Origin of the sequence: Pasteuria penetrans, from assembly GCF_900538055.1 — a bacterium.
GTDB lineage: Bacteria > Bacillota > Bacilli > Thermoactinomycetales > Thermoactinomycetaceae > Pasteuria > Pasteuria penetrans.
Map to the genome: position 1 here is coordinate 1,720,616 of NZ_UZAC03000001.1, position 18,547 is coordinate 1,739,162.

Genomic DNA, 18,547 nt, shown 5'->3' on the forward strand with positions numbered 1-18,547 from the left:
ACTAAACGACAACATTAACAAGTATATTCTACATAATTATAAAAAAGAATAACTGGTGCCTTTTCCGAAAAAAATATCAGACTTATTAGAGTATTTTTGTAAATTAAATGACATGTTTTGGAAAATGTTTATATTATTAATTAGTATGCGTAAGTACTTCGTGTGTAAGTACTTTGGGGTTAAAAGGTACCCTTTTCTGGGGGAGGGCAGCATCCGAACGGGTGTGTGCATTTTCTGAGGGGATTTTTAGTCCTACCTGTTTGATCCCTTTGGGTGACCTTTCCCTGTATTTTTTTAGGCATAATTATTTTATTAATTTGTATAGATAGAAAATTCGTTCCCGTCTTCCGGCCTCCTCTCATCCATTCTTATTATGAATCCTATAGGGATTGGGAAAAAAAGGCGATTCTTAGGGGTTAGGTGAGATAGAAAAGGGAAATACAAGACAAGAGTGGGGAAATAGATAGAGGAAACATACGCTCAGTTTTTTGAAATGAAAACCTTAAGATAGGAAGGTTGATCTTATGATTCCAATTGGTTTGGATATAAACAGAATGGAAAAAAATATTGAAGAACGTATACAACATTACGAACAAAAGGGTTTGTTGCTACAGGAATCCATCCCCCATGTAGTGAAAGAGATCGAGGAAGATTCTGAATGGGGTCCTGGTTCCATGGGGGTGGCTTATACTTTTATAGCCAATGATCAGTTTAAAAAACAAGTTTTGGGTGGCCGAGAGAGACACCAAAGAGGTCCTGATTTCCCGAAAGTAGCTCGAAATGGTTATAAAAAACGTAAAAAACGCACCAGCAAAGGAATTGTGGTTTACTATGACCCGCAGCCAAGAAAAGGTCATTTCCGATCTGCGGTTACTAAACCCTACAAAAAATGCACGAAGTCGTGTGCAGATATCCTTTCCTCCTTACGTAAGGCTGGTATGTCCATAAAAAAAATATCCAAATTTTCAAATGATATTCTTCGATCAAAAATCTCATGCTCCATTGTATCAAGATTACTTATAGGACATCTAAATGAATAGAATAGGGGATTCAATGAGGAACCCATAAGAAACCCGCATGAAATTAGGACCGTAAAAGTGGATGCCTACTACAAACCCGTTCGTGGATTCGGGAAAGTAGCTGTCTATGTCATAAAGGCGAGTAGGAAAAACACATCAGGGATCAAAACGGATGAGGTTTTATCCAGTTTGGTCCATTTCCCCGAAACAGCTGAGACTTGGCGTGAAGCCCTCCAAAATGTTTACGATCGCGGTCTACGGATGGGTGGTCCCGATACTCCTTTTATTGCTGATGGTCACAAGGGAATTAGAAAGGCACTGAGCCAGGTATATCCCGAAGCAGGTTTTCAAGGGTGTCAGTTCCACAAAATGGTGAATCTTTACCAGACCTTCAAAAAGGATCAATCGAGAAAAAAAGGAATAAAGTGGGAACCCATCCGAAGCCGGATTTATCAAGACATTTTTCACGTTCTTGACAAAAAGGAGGCCCTTCGTGGCTTGATACGCTTTAGTGATGACTATCAATCCAGTTTGCCCAAGCCTCGTTGAAGGGTCTATGGGCTTCCTTTGATGATGTGGGGACGGTCAGATCTTTCTGTACGGAACCTCCATACGTCAAAAAACCCGCTCCAGTAAGGAGCATGGTTTTATTTGTTTAAAAATGTTAATTGGGAATCCAACCCGAACCCTTGTATCTATCTTTCTCTATACCTTTCAGGCCTCATTGGGTATGATTTAATATATATTCATAGATGCATTTATATTATTATTTTTATTTGATAATTATGAATATGATACAAGGATTGCCCCTATCGTGTCAGATTCAGATGTTGATGATCCCCATAATGTGTACTTGTGAGGCCTGTAAAACCTTGTTGGGGGTTCCCAAAGGCCCGGTAACACTTGCACACTTACATTGCAGTGTTAGGGATTCCGTCTCTTCCATTAGACCCAGGGGATTGGGAAGTTCCACTGGCACCCATATCATACCCCGGTGGTGTATCAGACCTTGTGGAACCTAGGGAGAGACCAGCGGGAAATCGCTAACAGATGCGGTATCCGGATCAGGACTGGGCCTAAATTGTACAGACCCTTGCGCGGGGAATCCGAAACCCAGGGAGGCAGTGGCACCTGTTTTCGGAGATCCTTGTATACTCATGGGACCTTGATAAACCGGGGGACCAACAGGGGTACCCACAGTGACGCCCCCGGAATCTAATCGAACCTACATTCAGGAATTCCGTACATCACCGACGGGATCCCCTAGATTCTTCCCCCGAAGGGATCGGTCATATCCCACTTTCCGCTGTAAGATTCAAGAGCGGGTAGTCTGTGGTCCCTAAAAATTCCCTATTTGCGTCTTTTCGATTAACAATTGTTTTTATGTTTTTAATAAATAGATAGAAATTTATTGTTAAATCATATTGTAAATAGCACAAAAGGCATTATAGGGGTGCTTTTTCTCGGAATCGTGGTTAGATATATCTTCAGAATAATTTTATTTTAATCAGAGGGTTCCCTCTGGAGGAATCCATAGGTCAGCAAAACGTCCCTCCTACACGAAACGGGAATCTCAGTAGAACCTAAAGCTCTCCCTCCCCCTGTTTTTGGTCTCTGTTTTTGCCTTTAGTCCCTTGATCTTTTGTTTTGATTCCCTTGTGTTTTTGTTCTTTTCCCCTTGCCCCCTGGCCTAGGCCAGGGGGTTTTCGCGCCCCTACCCCTCCTCCCCCCAACTCACCATTGTTGTTTGTGTTGGCCTGGCCCATTGTGTAATGGCGCCTGGCTTCCCCATCGTGGGGGCTCCAGAATGGCGCTGCTCTGCATGGCCTTCCTTTATCCCTCTCCCTTGTGGGGAAGGGGGGGTTCTTCTATGACTGTCGTTGCCCTTATGTAGCCCTATGCGACCCTATAGTCCTTCTCACTTTTACATACGCAATTCCCGCTATTGCTCTTGGGAAACAGTCGATCCTCTACTCAAAAACTCTGTTCCATGATCCCTTCTGGATCCTCCACGATATGCATGATGATCAACAGGGTTAGGTGAGATAGAAAAGGGAAATACAAGACAAGAGTGGGGAAATGTATAGAGGACAACCGCTTGGTTTCTGAAATGAAAAACTTAATATAGGAAAGGTTGGTTTTATGATTCCAATTGACTTGGATATAGACAGAATGGAAAAAAGGATAGAAGAACGTATACAACATTACGAACAGAAAGGATTATCGCTTCAGGAATCCATCCCCCATGTAGTGGAAGAGATCGAGGAAGATTCTGAATGGGCTCCTGGTTCCATGGGGAGGGCTTATACTTTTATAGCCAATTATCAGTTTAAAAAACAAATTTTAGGTGGACGGGAGAAACACCAAAGGGGTCCCGATTTCCCAAAAGTAGACCGAAATGGTTATAAAAAACGTAAAAAACGCACCAGCAAAGGAATTGTGGTTTACTATGACCCCCAGCCAAGAAAAGGGCATTTCCGATCTGCGGTTACTAAACCCTACAAAAAATATACGAAGTCGTGTATAGATATTCTTTCCTCCTTACGTAAGGCCGGTATGTCCATAAAAAAAATATCCGAATTGTCGAATGATATTCTGCGATCAAAAATCTCACGCTCCACTGTGTCAAGATTACTTATGGGACATCTAAAGGAAGAGAATAGAGGATTCAATGAGGAACCCATAAGAAACCCGCATGAAATTAGGACCGTAAAGGTGGATGCTTACTACAAACCCGTTCGTGGATTCGGGAAAGTAGCTGTCTATGTCATAAAAGCAAGTAGGAAAAATACATCAGGGATAAAAACAGATGAGGTTTTATCAAGTTTGGTAAATCCCCCCGAAACAGCTGAAACTTGGTATGAAGCCCTCCAAAATGTTTACGACCGTGGTTTACGGATGGGTCCTGATACCCTTTTTATTGCTGATGGTCATAAGGGAATCAGAAAGGCGCTGAGCCAAGTATATCCCGAAGCAGGTTTTCAAGGGTGTCAATTCCACAAAATGGTGAATCTTTACCAGGCCTTCAGAAAGGATAGACCGAGAAAAAAAGGAGTGAAGTGGGAACCCATCCGAAGCCGGATTTATCAAGACATTTTTCATGTTCTTGACAAAAAAGAGGCCCTTCATGGCTTGATACGCTTTAGTGATGACTATCAATCCAAGTTGCCCAAGCTCGTTGAAGGTTTATGGGCTTCCTTTGATGATGTGACAACGTATCTCGATTACGACCTAGCGGATGCTGTTCAGAATCGTACAACGGGTTCCTTAGAAAGAAATCACAGAGAGGCCAGACGTTATACGAATGGAGTGAGCTGTTATCCTACCCTTGATTCATTCCAAAGGGTGATTGATTCCGTGTATAAAAATTTCAACTTAGAGCAGGCAAAGAAACTTAGTGGAATGGATAATCACTCTGTGTCCGCATGGGGGCTGGGAGAATTCGCTATCCCTGCCATGTATCCCCTATCTTCACACTAAAAAAAGAATATTCTTACATTTATTTTCAGGAAAACCAAACTACCCTGGGTATGGGTATGGCTTCCATTTTTTTACATAGTTGCCATTTACAGTAATTTTTTATGTTTTATCATAATTTTTAAATTATTGTGTAATTTTAACTTTTATTATGTATGTCAATGGTTATAATTCATTACGATGATATGATTTCCGAAGGATGGGGAACCCAAGAAAGTCAACCAGGGGGAGATTACAACCGAAAAAGGGATATCACCGAAATCTGACACCCCACGAGTACAGAAAAATTATGAAACAAGTCCCATCTGGGGAACGATCTAGAGTTGTAAAAGTGATCTAAATACAATATTAAACTTTCTATTCAATATAAAAATAAAAAGACATATTTTGTTTATCATTAATCTATATGTTTAACATAATAAAGACATTATAAATGAAATTATTATTTATTTAACTCATTCTCGCCATTATTTCCCCCCTCTATTCATTATCCCCCCACATACTAACGGCTTCGGGTGGTATCAACTTGTTGATAACCACGCGAGGCAGTTGACTGCGTCTGAGAATGGATGGTAGAGATGGTGGGATGCACGGTAGAGAAGACACAGGGACGAAACAATCCCTTGAACCGTTCTCCGGTATTCCCAAATGGGTTTTCCCATGGGTATTGTTGTAGCTGCTTACACCCCGCGAGCGCGGGAGATTGTGACATCGGTTGATGAATTGGGAGGCAGTGGGAAAGGGATGATCACGAGCCTAAGGGAACGAACAAGTTATGAATGATAAATATAGGAGTTACTATATAAAAAATGGGGATTGATCCTGTTCCGCACCCCCACTGGGAAGATGTTGAACTATTGGACCGTGGTGGACCAAAAACCGGGGGTTGAACCGGTCTATCTCTGGGATCCATGCGTTTTTCAACAATCCAATCAGTGCACGCACCAAAATACTACCACCGTCGTGATGGAACATAAGGCTAGTCATGTCATTTAGGGGAAGGGAATCCTTCGCTTGTTCCTTGTGGTTCGATGGACAACACAGTGATAGCAGTTTCTCGATCAGATGCCTAGATTCCTCCCACTCCTTGGGACCCTACAAGGTAATCCCCTCTTTGAGATCATCGAGGAAACGTTGGGCACGTAAGAGTCGATCCCGAACTTTTGGATCGTGCAATTGATGATATCCATCCTCTTCGGATACGGATCGTGCATCCCCCGGATCCTTATCTTTTCTGTCACACAAAGTTATGGATGGAGAACCATCGATCAGTGGATTGGGTTCCGTTTTCGTATTCAGACCCCTCCCCGTTACGGTTTCGTATTCTTGGGAGGCAGGGGCCACCGGATTCGTACCACAGAATTTCCCAATCTCACTGGCTCCCGCAGCCCATTTTGTGTTCTTATTCCCCACCGCCATGGCCATTGTCTTGTTGGCTAGGGCCAGTTTTTCGTTTGCCATGGCCATTGTCTTGTTGGCCAGGGCCAGTTTTTCGTTTGCCATGGCCATTGTCTTGTTGGCCAGCAGGGCCAGTTTCTCGTTTGCTATTGCCATTGTCTTGTTGGCCAGGGCCAGTTTCTCGTTTGCCACTGCCATTGTCCTGTTGGCCAGGATCGGATTTTCGTTCACTATTGCCGTTGTTCGGTTGGCTAGGACCATATTTTCGTTCGCTATTGCTGTGGTCCTGTTGGCTAGGACCAGATTTCTGTCCACCATTGCCCTTATGGTCCTAGCGGTGAGAATCAATTTCTCATCTATCAAGACATTATGGCTATGACAGAAGGGACACGGACTTTTCGGTGTTTTTCCATAATACGGGAAGTCAATGGACAGGTCGCCTATCTCCATCGAACTTCTAGCTATCCATAGTTCTTCTTTCTGGATATTGATTTTTCCTGATCGTGTTGTATCATGGGTATAGATGCTCATGTTTTCCCTCCTCTTAGTTTATTGTCTGTTGGTGATCAATATTCTACCAGAGGCAGGGGGCATGAGTCATCCTCTTTTTACATAATAACGATAACTTTCATTCCTCTTGTTGATCGGATCGCTTTGTCCATGGTAAGGGAACAAGGTTCCGTCCTATCCGTAATGTTGACAACATTACGGATTTTTTGTTGTTTTTGTACGTACCATAAACAGAATGGATCTTATGTGACACACCATGTTCGTCTTCCGGGCAGGGTCCTAATAAAAATTTTATAAAAATTCATATGAAATAAGGAACATCCCCCGAGGATACAAAAACAGTAACAGTGTCATAAAAGAATGTTATTATGTTATCCAATTGCTTTACCAAAAGGTGAGACTAGATTCATAGATGGGGCATTCCCCACAAGAAATTGCACGGTCCCCTTTCTTCCCAATCCCTATGGTTCATGCTGTCTTCTGGTCCGTTCTTTCTCGCCGTTTTTGGTGATAACGGAGACAGAAGAGGGTGGATATCCGATAAGCAGCCCTGTCATCGGGATAGCAGCAAGCTTTATTCATACATGGTGCTGGTGCGTGAATTAAAAATCAGTTTATTTGGTTTTTTCTGATATTAATTACATTTAAAAATAAGATGTATCGATTGATAACAATTAATGAATTTATTTTATATAATATGTATAGATAATTTGTAATGTAAATAAAAAATTGAATAGTATGAATGTTTTGGACCGGATACAATGAAACATAACGCTTATGGTTGGATTTATACTATGACCATGGGAACTCGGTTTTTGAACCCATGATTGTGGAAATGAATTCCATATTCCGCACATCTTAGCACGATAAATAGACCGGCTTATATTTACGATTATTTTATGAATATGAAATTATGATGTATAGTAATCACTATATTGCATACCTCCTTCTTATTCTTATAAATTTTACTATATATTTCGGAGACTTGGGATGTGTTATATGCTACACATTTTGCGAACATTGTCAACCTAGCTCTCTGTTCACCACGCACCTTAAGTCGGCGGGCGCCATAGGCATTTTTTAGTGCAGAGCAAACGCCCTCAATGGCCGCACGACGATTCCCTGCTTCTCTGTATTTGGACTGCTTCCATTGATCCCTTTGTTCCGCCGCTGAGTACGTTCGGTCGGTCAATCTTATGGTTCTTCCCCCCGTTTTGTTGGGTTTGCCAATACATGGTGCTGGTGCGGTTAACAAGGCTCACAATTGTTTCTTGGGGTTCCAATAAAAATAGAAAGTGGGCTTTTGCGGATTTATAAAAATAACTACATATACTTCTAATAAATTATATTATCCATAGAAGCTCGGTTCTCCGATTATGGTTAGGCTACCGATATTTATAATAATATTCTTAAATATACAAACAAATAATTAATTATTGTGAATCAATACATTTTATTTTGAAATATAATTAATATTGAAAAAAACAAAATCAACTGATTTTTAATTCACGCACCAACACCATGGTATGTGGAATTTGGGATAGGGGGTTTCCCCTATGAAGGGGGAACAAGAAGGAACGGACGGGGCACGGATGATGGGTGTGGGAATTCAGAGTGGGGCCCCTGTTTTAGTACGGGATCGATCATTGTTGGGATAATCTCGATTATGGTAAACTCCGGAGGCGAGGAGGCTTGGCTATATGGTATCTCGGCAGGAGATTGCTGCAGGCGGAGTAGTATACCGCCGGAATAAGGAAGGCAGGATAGAGGTTTTGCTGGTCACTGATTCCTATGGGTACCTTTCGCTTCCCAAAGGGAAGCGGGAAGGGCAGGAGACACTGTTGGAGACAGCGTTACGGGAAGTGAAGGAGGAGACGGGTTTGGAGACCCGTTCCCTAGGGCACTTGTTGGATATACGTTATGATTATCTCGAAAAGAATGATCGCATGGTAGGGAAGGAAGTGTCCTTTTTTCTTTTGGAGTGGATAGGGGGGGAAGCCACACCGCAAACCAGGGAGATTGCCTCCCTCGAGTGGTATTCCGCCGAAACGGTCTTGCAGCAACAAAGACAGCGCGGGTATATTCTCCAGGGCGTGGTTCTTAGTCGGGCCCTTGCCCGCATGGCGCTTCTTCATGGTCAACAGCCGTCTTTGGGGGCTCGTTTGGATCACACCCTACTCGCGCCAGCAGCTACACGCTCCGATATCGTGGCATTGTGCGATGCGGCGCGTAGACACCAATTTGCATCCGTCTGTATATTGCCTACCTGGGTTCGTTGTGCCTCCGAGGTTCTGCGGGGGAGTGGTGTTGCAGTAGGTACAGTCATCGGTTTCCCTTTGGGATCCACCTCTACAACGGCCAAGGTTGCGGAGGCGAGAACGGCAGTCCACGATGGTGCGAGTGAGTTGGATATGGTTCTCAACCTCGGCGCTTTTAAGAGCGGGGAATACCAACAAGTCGTGGACGATATACACGCGGTAGTTGGTGTGGCTAAGGGTTGCCTGGTGAAAGTGATTCTAGAAGTGGGTTATCTGGACGCAACCGAGTTGAACCGGGCGTGCCAGTTGGCCGTGCAGGGTGGTGCCCATTTTGTAAAGACGGCAACAGGTTTCGGGCCCCGTGGGGCTTCAGTAGGGGCCATACGGGCCATGGTGGATGCCGTGGGGGATAAGGTGGCGGTGAAGGCTTCCGGTGGAATTCGCGATTCAAAGTTTGCGTATGAACTTTTGATGGCAGGTGCGGATCGGTTGGGAACGAGCGTGGGTGAGAATATTATGCGGGAAGGGGTGGGTTGATCTGGTGCAGTCCTGTTTATTTTGCCAAATTGTTAGGAACGAACTTTCATCCCGAAGGGTTTATGAGGATGGGGAGGTTTTAGCTTTCCACGATACCATGCCTGTGGCTCCTACCCATGTATTGGTGATTCCCAAGCAACATTTGTCCTCCTTTGTGTCCTTAGATGAAGCGGAATCGTCCTTGGCGGGTAAACTACTGCAGGGGGTTCGTGCTACTGTACGGGCTCTGGGCTTAGAGGAGGGGGGGTTTCGTATTGTAGTCAACGTGGGGGAAGACGGGGGTCAGACGGTACAACACCTCCATTTTCATGTTCTGGCTGGCCGTCCCCTTGCGTGGCCACCCGGTTAGGTTTTTGACATCCTTCCATGGTTTATGGTAGAATGGATAAGGTATTTTGTCGATCGTTGCCATGAAATTGTGGCCGCTGTGCTCCGGGGGTAGAAACCGTGGAAAACAGTTGCATGCAACTCTTGCGGTACTCTCTCCTTGATTCCCGTATTCCTAATGGTGGAACAGAAGGTAGAGTGGGCATCGGATCGGTAAAACGGCCGGCGATATTTTGAGGAGCTCGCTGAACATCATGGTATTCTTACCTCGCCAGCTGATCGGTCCTTTGGAGGGAGGGAACAAGGTTGGTTGAGACACGCGTAAGGGGCAATGAATCTCTAGATAGTGCCCTGCGCCGTTTCAAGCGCTCCTGCGCTAGGGATGGTGTTTTGTCTGAAGTTCGGCGGCGTGAGCGGCATGAGAAGCCGAGTGTGAAACGTAAGCGTAAAGCAGAGGCGGCGCGACGTAAGAAGCGATAGGAAAAAACCTCCAGGTTGAGGAAATTTGTCCCTTTCACCTGCAAATCGGGGGAAGGGTTTTGGTGTTGTGTAGGAATGAAATCATAACTGGTGTGTGGATGGCCCCTGGTTGTTCTCATGTGGGGTCCCGATGGTTTGTATTGGGACTGGGGGAATACCTATGAGACAATGTGCATAGGGTAGGAAGAAAAAGGGTAGGGTGGGCATACTTTTGTACTCAGCTTTTTCCTCTCCCTGGGTGCGTGTAGGGATATGGTTCCCCTTGTTGGGGGCGGTTCTCGCGGGTTTTGATACAGAGATGTTGTGGTTTGTAGATGGGGATGAATACCTACGGAAACGGATTACCCAGCATGCCAGGGCCCATTATGTTCCTCCCGAGGATGCCTATGTTGATAAGATCTGGAAGGCTGTTCCGGGTTTGAATGGTTATCGGATTGATGAGGAGGCTACCTTTCAGCGTACAAAACAATCCAGAGGTCGGGGAATCGTGAACGTATGGCGGAGTATTCCCCCCGTGGTGCAACTTCATAGTTTGTCTGCTTTGCCCGTGTATCGGGGCAACCCTCGAAAGAATGCAGTGGGTTTGATGTTCAATGTGGCTTGGGGAACGGAACATTTGGATGGAATTTTGCGTATTTTGCAACATAAGGGGCTAAGGGCGACCTTTTTTCTGGACGGGTTTTGGTTGAAGGATCATCCTGTAGAAGCCCGGCGTCTTCTCGACGGGGGGCACGAAATTGGTAACCATGGTTACAATCATTCGTTGCTGGAACAGGCTGATCTGGGGAAAATTACCCGTACCATGCAGAGGACAAGGGCTTTGCTGCAGGAGATGCTTGGTATTCGAAGCTACCTCTTCGCCCCCCCAGCTGGTAGTTTTGATCAGCGTACCGTGGATGAGGCTCGTCGTCAGGGAATGGTAACGATTCTGTGGAGCTGTGATACTGTGGATTGGCGAAAGGATGCCACACCAGAGAGGATTATCAATCGGGTGGGTGGGAAAATTCAGTCAGGTTCGTTGATTCTTATGCACCCGACACCCAGTACGGTACGTGCCTTACCAGCTATTCTTTCCCTAGCCCAGGATCGTCATTTGCGTATGGGGAGTGTAGGTGAGGTTTTGTCTAGTGATTACTATCTTCCGGCCATGGATCCAGCCCATGGGGTGAAAATGCACGAGAATAGCTCTGGATGATGGGCAGTTTTCGTGCGTTTTTGATGCTGTGGACAGATTTTATTTTTATGGGGAATAATTTCCCCGTGGTTCACTCGTTTGGAAACGGGACGCGGGATACGGATCACTCCACCCTTGTGTTTAGAAGAAAAACATGGTACACTTCGTCTTGCTTCTTGACCCGTTTTGCCCTCCCTTCGGGGTAGGGTAGTTCGGTGGACGATGATTTCGCACGCGTACGTGTGTAGGGGTGTATAGGTGCTACCATGAGGATATGGTAGTAGATTGTATTGTTTTTCCGTGCGCGGAGGTTCAACCTAATCTACCACAGGAAAGGTGTTTTTGTTCATGGCAGTCGTTTCTATGAAGCAGTTGTTGGAGGCTGGCGTCCATTTCGGTCATCAAACGCGTCGTTGGAATCCGAAAATGGCGCAATACATCTTTACCAATAGAAACAATATTTATATCATTGACTTACAGAAAACGGTAAAGATGATGGATCAGGCCTATCAGTTTGTACGGGATGTGGCGCGCTCTGGTGGTACCATCCTTATGGTAGGTACAAAAAAGCAGGCGCAGGACGCTGTTCGGGAAGAAGCGACGCGTTGTGGAAATTTCTTTGTCAATCACCGTTGGCTGGGGGGGACGTTGACCAATTTCCAGACGATTCGTAAACGTATTGATCGGTTGCAGAGTCTGGTAAGGATGGAGGAGGAGGGAACCTTCGGTCTCCTTCCCAAACGTGAGGTTGTTCTTTTGTTGAAGGAACGCAATCGTTTGGAGAAGTTCCTCGGTGGCATCAGGGATATGCGTCGTTTGCCTGATATGGTCTTTATCATCGACCCTCGTAAGGAGAGGATTGCTGTTGCCGAGGCAAGGAAGTTGCGCATTCCTATTGTTGCCATTGTGGATACCAATTGTGATCCTGATGAAATTGATTACATTATCCCGGGTAACGATGATGCCATTCGTGCTGTTCGCCTCTTTACGGGTAGGATTGCTGATGCCATGTTGGAGGGACGTCAGGGGGAACAGCACGCGTCCTCCGGTTCGGGGGGGTCAAGATCCCAGTCTCAAGCTGTGGCTTCTGCCAGCCCATAGGGAATTTCTTGAAGAGGGGGTGGGGGCCCGGGTTTGAGATCCGGTTTTCCCGTTCCCTGCGTGCAGGGGTCCACAGGGGGTTGTTTGAGATTTTTTTTATGATAAGGGGGGGTGTTTAGGTTTGGCAGCTATATCAGCGGAGAAGGTGAAGGAGTTACGTAAGAGGACAGGTGCGGGTTTCATGGATTGTAAAAAGGCCCTGGAGTCCATGCAAGGGGATATGGAAAAGTCGGTTTCTTATCTGCGTGAACGAGGAATTGCTGGGGCATTGAGGAAAGGGGATCGTGCAACGCGGGAAGGTATTGTTGATTCGTACATACATGGTGAGGGCCGCATTGGGGTGCTTGTGGAGGTCAATTGTGAGACCGATTTTGTTGCCAGAACGAAGGAGTTTCGTTCCCTTGTGCGTGATGTAGCCATGCATGTCGCTGCTATGCAGCCCCAGTATGTACACCATGGTGAGGTTCCCGCCGAGGCCCTTGAACAAGAAAGGGAGGTTTTGAAAAAGCAGGCAATGCGTGAAGGGAAACCACCTGCGGTGGTTGATCGGATGGTGGAGGGTCGGTTGCGTAAGTATTGTCAAGAAATTTGTTTGTTGGATCAACCCTTTGTTAGGGATAATAGTAAAACGGTGGGTGATTTGGTGAAGGAGAAGATTGCGCAATTGGGTGAAAATGTTACCGTGCGTCGTTTTGTCCGCTTTGTCGTGGGGGAAGGAATGGATGGTGAAACCTAGTTTTGAGTTAGCGCGGGAGAACACGTAGGCTCGTGTTGTCCTTTTTTTGCGGTTGTGGGGGGTGAATCTTTGAAAAAGTCCCTATACCAGAGGGTCATGCTTAAACTGAGTGGTGAGGCCTTAGCTGGGTCGCAGGGTTGTGGCGTGGACCCTGTTGTGACGGCTTCATTGGCAAAGCAGATTCAAGATGTCGTGGCTCTTCGGGTGCAGGTGGCTGTTGTGGTGGGTGGAGGTAATTTTTGGCGTGGTCAAATCAATGCGGAACGCGGTATGCATAGGGCTACGGCCGATTATATGGGTATGCTGGCAACCATGATCAATTCGCTTGCTTTGCAGGATGCACTGGAAAAGATACAGGTGCCCACACGTTTGCAGACGGCAATCGAGATGCGGCAGATTGCAGAGCCCTATATCCGTCGCCGTGCCGTTCGTCATTTGGAGAAGGGGCGGGTTGTTATTTTTGGTGGTGGTATTGGTAGTCCTTTTTTTTCCACGGATACAACAGCAGCCTTACGGGCGGCCGATATTGAGGCTGATGTCATTTTGATGGCTAAGCACAATATTGATGGTGTTTATACGGTGGACCCCTCACGAGATCCCACAGCCCGGAAGTATGATATGTTAACGCATCGACAGATTTTGAACCAAGATCTGCGTGTAATGGATGCAACGGCCTCCTCATTGTGTATGGATAATAATATTCCGTTGGTCGTTTTCGATATTGCAAGGGTGGGAAATATTCGGCGTGTGGTGGTAGGTGAACGGATTGGTACGATGATCAAGGGGGAAGTGGATCATGCAAGCCATTGAGGAACGAGCCCGTGGGCGAATGGAAAAGGCATTGGAGGCACTGAAAAGGGAGCTCAGTACGTTGCGTTCCGGACGGGCTAATCCCGCCATGTTGGATAGGGTTAGGGTGCCCTGTTATGGGGGTGAGTCCCCCCTTCATCATGTGGCAACAGTTTCTGCCCCGGAGGCACGTTTGCTGGTGGTTCAGCCTTTCGACCGCGCTATGCTCCCTGAAATTGAGCGTTCCATTCTTAAGGCTAATTTGGGTCTTACGCCCAATGATGATGGACAAACGTTACGGATTCCTCTACCGGCCCTGAGCCAGGAACGGCGACAGGAAATGGCTAAAGCAGCCCGTCAGATGGGTGAGAAATCGAAGGTTGTTCTCCGGGGTGTGCGGAGAGATGCTATCGAGGAAATAAAAAAGTCCGAGAAAAAAGGTACCCTCCCAGAGGATTCGTCCCGGCGTGCCCAGGAATCCATACAAAAATTGGCGGATGGCTTCAAGAAGGATATAGAGTATATTGTTGATTCAAAAGAGAAAGAAATAACCAATGCATGAAATATTTTTAATTAGATTTGGGCATAGATAAGTAGTCCCGGACGTGGGGTAAGGTTGACTTCGGAGGAGTGCTTATGTGGGTATCGTCCATGAAACGCTGGCGCGATCGTAAGGGGGACGAGGAAGACGATAAAAGGTTGCAGGAGGATTTGCGTTCCTCTCCACTGCCCACCCATGTCGCCATCATTACGGACGGCAATGGACGTTGGGCGCGGCAGAGGGGTCTGCATCGGACAGTAGGGCACAAGGCCGGGGTGCAGCGTGTTCAGGAAATCGTTCGTGCGGCCCATCGGCTTACCATCCCCGTGCTTACTTTCTACGTTTTCTCAACGGAGAATTGGCGACGGCCTGCAGATGAAGTCGATTTTTTACTCGGTTTGCCCTCTAGCCTTTTGCGATCGCATTTATCGGAATTGATGGGGTTCAATGTCCGTGTGCGGATCATTGGCGACCGGACTACATTGCCCCAGAAGACACGGGAGACGATAGATGAGTTTGAGGGATCCACGGGTGGAAATACAGGCATGATTTTGAATTTTGCGGTCAATTATGGATCTAGGGATGAGATTGTGCAGGCCGTGCGGGCTATTGCAAGGGATGCGGCGGCGGGTAAAATTTCCCCGGAGGAAGTGGATACCTCCTTATTTGAACAGAATTTGCTCACGCAGGGATTGCCTGATCCCGATCTGATCATTCGAACGAGTGGTGAAATGCGGGTGAGCAATTTTTTACTTTGGCAACTTGCCTATAGTGAGCTGCTTTTTGTTGATACCTTATGGCCAGATTTTACAGCCCAACAATTTCATTGGGCGCTTTGGGATTTTCAGCTTCGTTCGCGTCGTTATGGATCTGTGGATTGAGCGAAGGGGGCGCTGAGAGGGTTGGAGGTTGCAAAACGAACGTCGTCATATAGACGTTTATTTACGGGTATCCTGGGGGGCACCTCTTTTCTTTTTCTGCTGTGGTATGTTCCATGGGGGTATACGGTTGTCCTTTTGCTCCTGGCATGGGTATCTCTCCTAGAATTTTTGTATGCGCAACGCGGTACGATTGTACAACCTCTGTCCTTGGGTCCATTTTTATTTGGTAGTGGGGTTATCCTGGTTCTCTTCCTTCACTTTTTACCACACTATTTTATATATATCATCGGTTGTGATTTTTTGAATATTTCGGAGTACCCCTACGTTCTGTATTTTGCCCTCCTTTTCTTCCTTCTGCTGAGTGTGGCTAGCAGTAATAGGGTTGATTTTGCCCATGCATCCCAGATCCTGGTGGCAGCATGTTATTTGGGTGTAGGCTTTGGGAGCATGGCGTTCTTCCTATGGGAGGTGGGTCCGTTGTTCTCCTTATGCGTTTTTGCCATGATATGGATCAATGATACAGCTGCCTATATTATGGGACGAAAATGGGGGCGAACGCCGTTGCTACTAGGGATTAGCCCGGGTAAAACGGTCGAGGGGGCGCTGGGTGGAGTAGGTATGGCCTTGGTGATGGGTCTTTTTCTTATGGTTTGGTGGCCAGGGTTGTTTTCTTTTTCAATGGTCGTTCTAGTGGCTTTAGCGGCACCTATTGGTGATTTGATTCAGTCTGCATGGAAGCGTTCATTTGGGGTGAAGGATTTTGGTTTTCTCTTGCCGGGTCATGGGGGTATTCTAGATCGTTTTGATAGTATGTTATTGTCTTTCCTTATGTTGTATTTGTTGAGGGTGGTGTGACCCTTATGGAACAGGTTGTTGTACTGGGTTCAACGGGTTCGGTAGGCAAGAGTACTTTGTCTATCCTGGCGGAGAATTCCGACCGTTTCCGGGTACAGGCGTTGGTAGCACATAGGAACGCTACGGAAATGATAGGACAGGCACTTCAATTTCGGCCTAGTATGGTCGTTATGACAGATTCCCAAGCGGCGGAGAGAGTACGGTGTGGGTTGAGTGGAACGTCCGTAAGGGTTCATTCGGGTACAGAAATTTTGGACGGGTTGGTGACGTCCCCCATGGTGGGACGTGTGATTGTTGCTACCTCGGGGCTCGTAGGGTTACGGCCCACCCTACGAGCCTTGGAGGCGGGTAAAAGGGTGGCTATTGCTAATAAGGAGATCCTAGTTGTGGCGGGGCACCTTGTGGGTCAAGCTGGGGGTAGTTTACATACGGGGACGCTCCTGCCTATCGATAGTGAGCATGTGGCGCTGTTGCAATGCGTACAGGGGGAACAGTGGTCCTCCATTCAACGCATGGTATTGACAGCCTCAGGGGGTGCCTTGCGTGATCTTCCTACGGATCAATGGAGTCAGGCAACCCCGCAGCAGGTGTTACAGCATCCCAATTGGTCGATGGGTGCTGTGATTACTGTCAATACAGCTACCATGATGAACAAGGGTTTTGAGATCATGGAGGCCCATTGGTTATTTGGGTTAGGGTATGACCGACTGGATGCTGTTCTCCATCCGCAGAGTATCGTGCATGGTTTGGTGAGTTTTTGCGATGGCACCTGGCTTGCCCAACTCGGTCCACCCGACATGAGAAGTGCTGTTTTGTATGCCCTTACTTGCCCGGAGAGGGTACCGATTTCTCTCCAGCCCCTCGATTGGACGAACTTGGAACTTTCCTTTTGTACCCTTGACCCCGCTCGTTATCCTTGTTTTTCCTTGGCTCTGGAGGCGGGTAGGCGGGGGGGAACCTTTCCCGCCGTGTTGTATTCAGCCAATACGGTTATGGTGGAGACTTTTTTGCAGGGGAAGTGCCCTTTTTCCTATATTTGGGAAGGGGTGAATGAGGCTTTGCAACGACATATTGTCCAAGAGGATCCTTCGCTGGAGGCACTGGAGGAGATCAACAGGGAGGTGCGTTTTCAGACTCTATCCTGGTGTCAGGCTAGGTTATGAGGTTGCATCCCAAATTTGGTGTCTGGGTTTTTGGGGCCTTTTTTTTATCCTTTTTGCTTCGTTTGATGACCCGTTTCAGGGTCGGTCTATTCCTCATTCACTTTTCTATTTTAATATAGGGAGGGGTGCGAACAGCCCCCTCCTATTTACGTCTATAAGTATTACTACCCCAAAATTTGTTTTACTGATATCGATATTGTGTAATAATATTTATGTAAATAAAATATACATATATTTCATTGTGGAGGGAAAATAATGGGGGAGAATGGATCTATAGAGTAAATAGGGTCAATTTAGATTTTATTATATATTATATTTAAACAATTAATAAAAAAATAGAAGATTCAGAGACAGGTCATCGGACGAACAAAAAAGGGCCCCTACAGGGCCCCGACGTCAAATTTGGGATGCAGCCGGGGAATCATGAGGTAATGTTCTTCGATTTCTTAGGATCCACATTCACAAGCTCCGAATGAATGTAACCTGGGCAGGTAGGGGTTCCTGAGGAAGGGGGGTATTTCTCAAAAAAAAGAGGGGCTACTGACGTAGTTCTATGGTATTTTTAGGAATGGAGCGCTTTTATCGAAGTAAAGATAGCAGCTCCGCACTTTTTTGTTTACCTTCGGGTCTGTAGCATTCATTGTTTCTGTATCATTTTGAGAGTTATTCTTCGTCCCAGGGTAAAGAGTCATTTTGTTCTAGGTCTTTTTCGGAAGAGTTGTTTTGTTCTAGGTCTTGTTCGGATGAATAGTTTTGTTGTGTTCCTGGGCCGGTTGGTTTTATTGGGCAGCAACAGCAGCACTCTTTCACGTGTTTTTGTTTTATTGGGCAGCAGCAACAGCAGCACTCTTTCACATGTTTTTGTTTTATTGGGCAGCAACAGCAGCACTCTTTAACGGGTTTTGGTTTTGTTGTGTGGCAGCAGCAGCACTCTTTAACGGGTTTTGGTTTTGTTGTGTGGCAACAGCAGCACTCTTTAACGGGTTTTGGTTTTGTTGTGTGGCAGCAGCACTTCTTAACGGGTACCCGGGCACAGCAGCTTAAAACACGGGCAACACAAACAGGACGGCAACAGTTGCTGATGGAGGAAAAGAAGCATTGTCGACCATGGTGATGATGATGACCGTGGCAAGAGCAAGACATTTGTGGACACACCCTTTCGTTGTTTTTTGTGGACCCTTGTTTTTTTATAGTAGGGATCTGGAATTATAAATTGTTGGATGAATAGGTGGAATACGAGAAAATCGGTGGTCGTTTTCTGATGATCTCCCTACCAGTTCCCCCTTCTCTCCTTGTTACCC

The 18,547-nt window shown here is 46.3% G+C and carries 17 protein-coding genes and 3 pseudogenes; 17 read left to right on the forward strand and 3 right to left on the reverse strand.

All coding sequences use genetic code 11. The features are described 5' to 3' along the window. Window positions 1-674: 674 nt before the first annotated feature. The 3 genes and pseudogenes from PPRES148_RS12570 (at window position 675) to PPRES148_RS12985 (ending at window position 5,279) form a co-directional block, all read left to right on the forward strand. A pseudogene (locus tag PPRES148_RS12570) lies at window positions 675-1,568 on the forward strand (transposase). Between the two features lie 1,593 nt (window positions 1,569-3,161). Beyond that, complete coding sequence (locus PPRES148_RS07020; RefSeq protein WP_149453828.1) at window positions 3,162-4,499, forward strand: IS256 family transposase; 1,338 nt, start codon at window positions 3,162-3,164, stop codon at window positions 4,497-4,499. Between the two features lie 657 nt (window positions 4,500-5,156). Continuing rightward, a complete protein-coding gene (locus PPRES148_RS12985) occupies window positions 5,157-5,279 on the forward strand; it encodes a hypothetical protein (protein WP_281289946.1) in 123 nt (40 codons plus the stop codon). Window positions 5,280-5,390: 111 nt separating this feature from the next. Here PPRES148_RS12985 and PPRES148_RS13340 read toward each other — a convergent pair. The 3 genes and pseudogenes from PPRES148_RS13340 to PPRES148_RS07030 all read right to left on the reverse strand — a co-directional run. Further along, window positions 5,391-5,561, reverse strand: a pseudogene (locus PPRES148_RS13340) (IS256 family transposase); the annotation flags it as partial. Between the two features lie 30 nt (window positions 5,562-5,591). Continuing rightward, complete coding sequence (locus PPRES148_RS07025) at window positions 5,592-6,425, reverse strand: hypothetical protein (protein WP_149453829.1); 834 nt, start codon at window positions 6,423-6,425, stop codon at window positions 5,592-5,594. A gap of 871 nt (window positions 6,426-7,296) precedes the next feature. Beyond that, entirely contained in the window at window positions 7,297-7,659 is a 363-nt protein-coding gene (locus PPRES148_RS07030) for a transposase (RefSeq protein WP_149453830.1), read from the reverse strand. A 445-nt stretch (window positions 7,660-8,104) separates the two neighbouring features. Between PPRES148_RS07030 and PPRES148_RS12575 the strand changes: the two are divergent. The 14 genes and pseudogenes from PPRES148_RS12575 to PPRES148_RS07095 form a co-directional block, all read left to right on the forward strand. Beyond that, window positions 8,105-8,452: pseudogene (locus PPRES148_RS12575) on the forward strand (NUDIX domain-containing protein); the annotation flags it as partial. A gap of 72 nt (window positions 8,453-8,524) precedes the next feature. Next, complete coding sequence (gene deoC, locus PPRES148_RS12580) at window positions 8,525-9,199, forward strand: deoxyribose-phosphate aldolase (protein ID WP_246142963.1); 675 nt, start codon at window positions 8,525-8,527, stop codon at window positions 9,197-9,199. A 4-nt stretch (window positions 9,200-9,203) separates the two neighbouring features. Further along, window positions 9,204-9,548 (forward strand): histidine triad nucleotide-binding protein, encoded by a 345-nt coding sequence (locus PPRES148_RS07040; RefSeq protein ID WP_149453832.1) that lies wholly within the window; start codon window positions 9,204-9,206, stop codon window positions 9,546-9,548. 284 nt (window positions 9,549-9,832) lie between these two features. Then, window positions 9,833-10,006, forward strand: coding sequence for a 30S ribosomal protein S21 (gene rpsU, locus PPRES148_RS07045; protein WP_149453833.1), 174 nt, complete (start codon window positions 9,833-9,835; stop codon window positions 10,004-10,006). A gap of 211 nt (window positions 10,007-10,217) precedes the next feature. Continuing rightward, window positions 10,218-11,201, forward strand: coding sequence for a polysaccharide deacetylase family protein (locus PPRES148_RS07050; RefSeq protein WP_149453834.1), 984 nt, complete (start codon window positions 10,218-10,220; stop codon window positions 11,199-11,201). A gap of 327 nt (window positions 11,202-11,528) precedes the next feature. Further along, window positions 11,529-12,281, forward strand: a complete 753-nt coding sequence (rpsB, locus tag PPRES148_RS07055; RefSeq protein ID WP_149453835.1) for a 30S ribosomal protein S2 — start codon at window positions 11,529-11,531, stop codon at window positions 12,279-12,281. A 121-nt stretch (window positions 12,282-12,402) separates the two neighbouring features. Beyond that, on the forward strand, window positions 12,403-13,017 hold the full coding sequence (tsf, locus tag PPRES148_RS07060) for a translation elongation factor Ts (protein WP_149453836.1): 615 nt from the start codon (window positions 12,403-12,405) through the stop codon (window positions 13,015-13,017). Window positions 13,018-13,086: 69 nt separating this feature from the next. After that, window positions 13,087-13,827, forward strand: a complete 741-nt coding sequence (gene pyrH, locus PPRES148_RS07065; RefSeq protein WP_149453837.1) for a UMP kinase — start codon at window positions 13,087-13,089, stop codon at window positions 13,825-13,827. Further along, complete coding sequence (gene frr / locus PPRES148_RS07070; protein ID WP_149453838.1) at window positions 13,814-14,368, forward strand: ribosome recycling factor; 555 nt, start codon at window positions 13,814-13,816, stop codon at window positions 14,366-14,368. Before pyrH ends, frr begins: the two co-directional genes overlap by 14 nt. An 89-nt stretch (window positions 14,369-14,457) precedes the next feature. After that, window positions 14,458-15,228: an undecaprenyl pyrophosphate synthase gene (locus tag PPRES148_RS07075; protein ID WP_149453839.1), complete on the forward strand. Its 771-nt coding sequence runs from the start codon at window positions 14,458-14,460 to the stop codon at window positions 15,226-15,228. Window positions 15,229-15,249: 21 nt separating this feature from the next. Continuing rightward, entirely contained in the window at window positions 15,250-16,083 is an 834-nt protein-coding gene (locus PPRES148_RS07080; protein ID WP_187820792.1) for a phosphatidate cytidylyltransferase, read from the forward strand. Window positions 16,084-16,088: 5 nt separating this feature from the next. Continuing rightward, on the forward strand, window positions 16,089-17,246 hold the full coding sequence (gene dxr / locus PPRES148_RS07085) for a 1-deoxy-D-xylulose-5-phosphate reductoisomerase (RefSeq protein WP_149453841.1): 1,158 nt from the start codon (window positions 16,089-16,091) through the stop codon (window positions 17,244-17,246). Window positions 17,247-17,902: 656 nt separating this feature from the next. Then, the gene (locus PPRES148_RS07090; RefSeq protein WP_149453842.1) at window positions 17,903-18,142 is read left to right on the forward strand and encodes a hypothetical protein; all 240 of its coding nucleotides are present in this window, start codon (window positions 17,903-17,905) and stop codon (window positions 18,140-18,142) included. A gap of 17 nt (window positions 18,143-18,159) precedes the next feature. After that, entirely contained in the window at window positions 18,160-18,360 is a 201-nt protein-coding gene (locus PPRES148_RS07095; RefSeq protein ID WP_149453843.1) for a hypothetical protein, read from the forward strand. Window positions 18,361-18,547: the final 187 nt, after the last annotated feature.

What these genes read in the sequence shown, in the direction of transcription:
- PPRES148_RS07025 (WP_149453829.1), bottom strand. Translation starts at nt 6,425, where the DNA reads ATGAGCATCTATACCCATGATACAACACGATCAGGAAAAATCAATATC.
- deoC (WP_246142963.1), top strand. Translation starts at nt 8,525, where the DNA reads ATGGCGCTTCTTCATGGTCAACAGCCGTCTTTGGGGGCTCGTTTGGAT.
- dxr (WP_149453841.1), top strand. Translation starts at nt 16,089, where the DNA reads ATGGAACAGGTTGTTGTACTGGGTTCAACGGGTTCGGTAGGCAAGAGT.
- PPRES148_RS07020 (WP_149453828.1), top strand. Translation starts at nt 3,162, where the DNA reads ATGATTCCAATTGACTTGGATATAGACAGAATGGAAAAAAGGATAGAA.
- frr (WP_149453838.1), top strand. Translation starts at nt 13,814, where the DNA reads ATGCAAGCCATTGAGGAACGAGCCCGTGGGCGAATGGAAAAGGCATTG.
- rpsB (WP_149453835.1), top strand. Translation starts at nt 11,529, where the DNA reads ATGGCAGTCGTTTCTATGAAGCAGTTGTTGGAGGCTGGCGTCCATTTC.
- PPRES148_RS12985 (WP_281289946.1), top strand. Translation starts at nt 5,157, where the DNA reads ATGGGTATTGTTGTAGCTGCTTACACCCCGCGAGCGCGGGAGATTGTG.
- PPRES148_RS07075 (WP_149453839.1), top strand. Translation starts at nt 14,458, where the DNA reads ATGAAACGCTGGCGCGATCGTAAGGGGGACGAGGAAGACGATAAAAGG.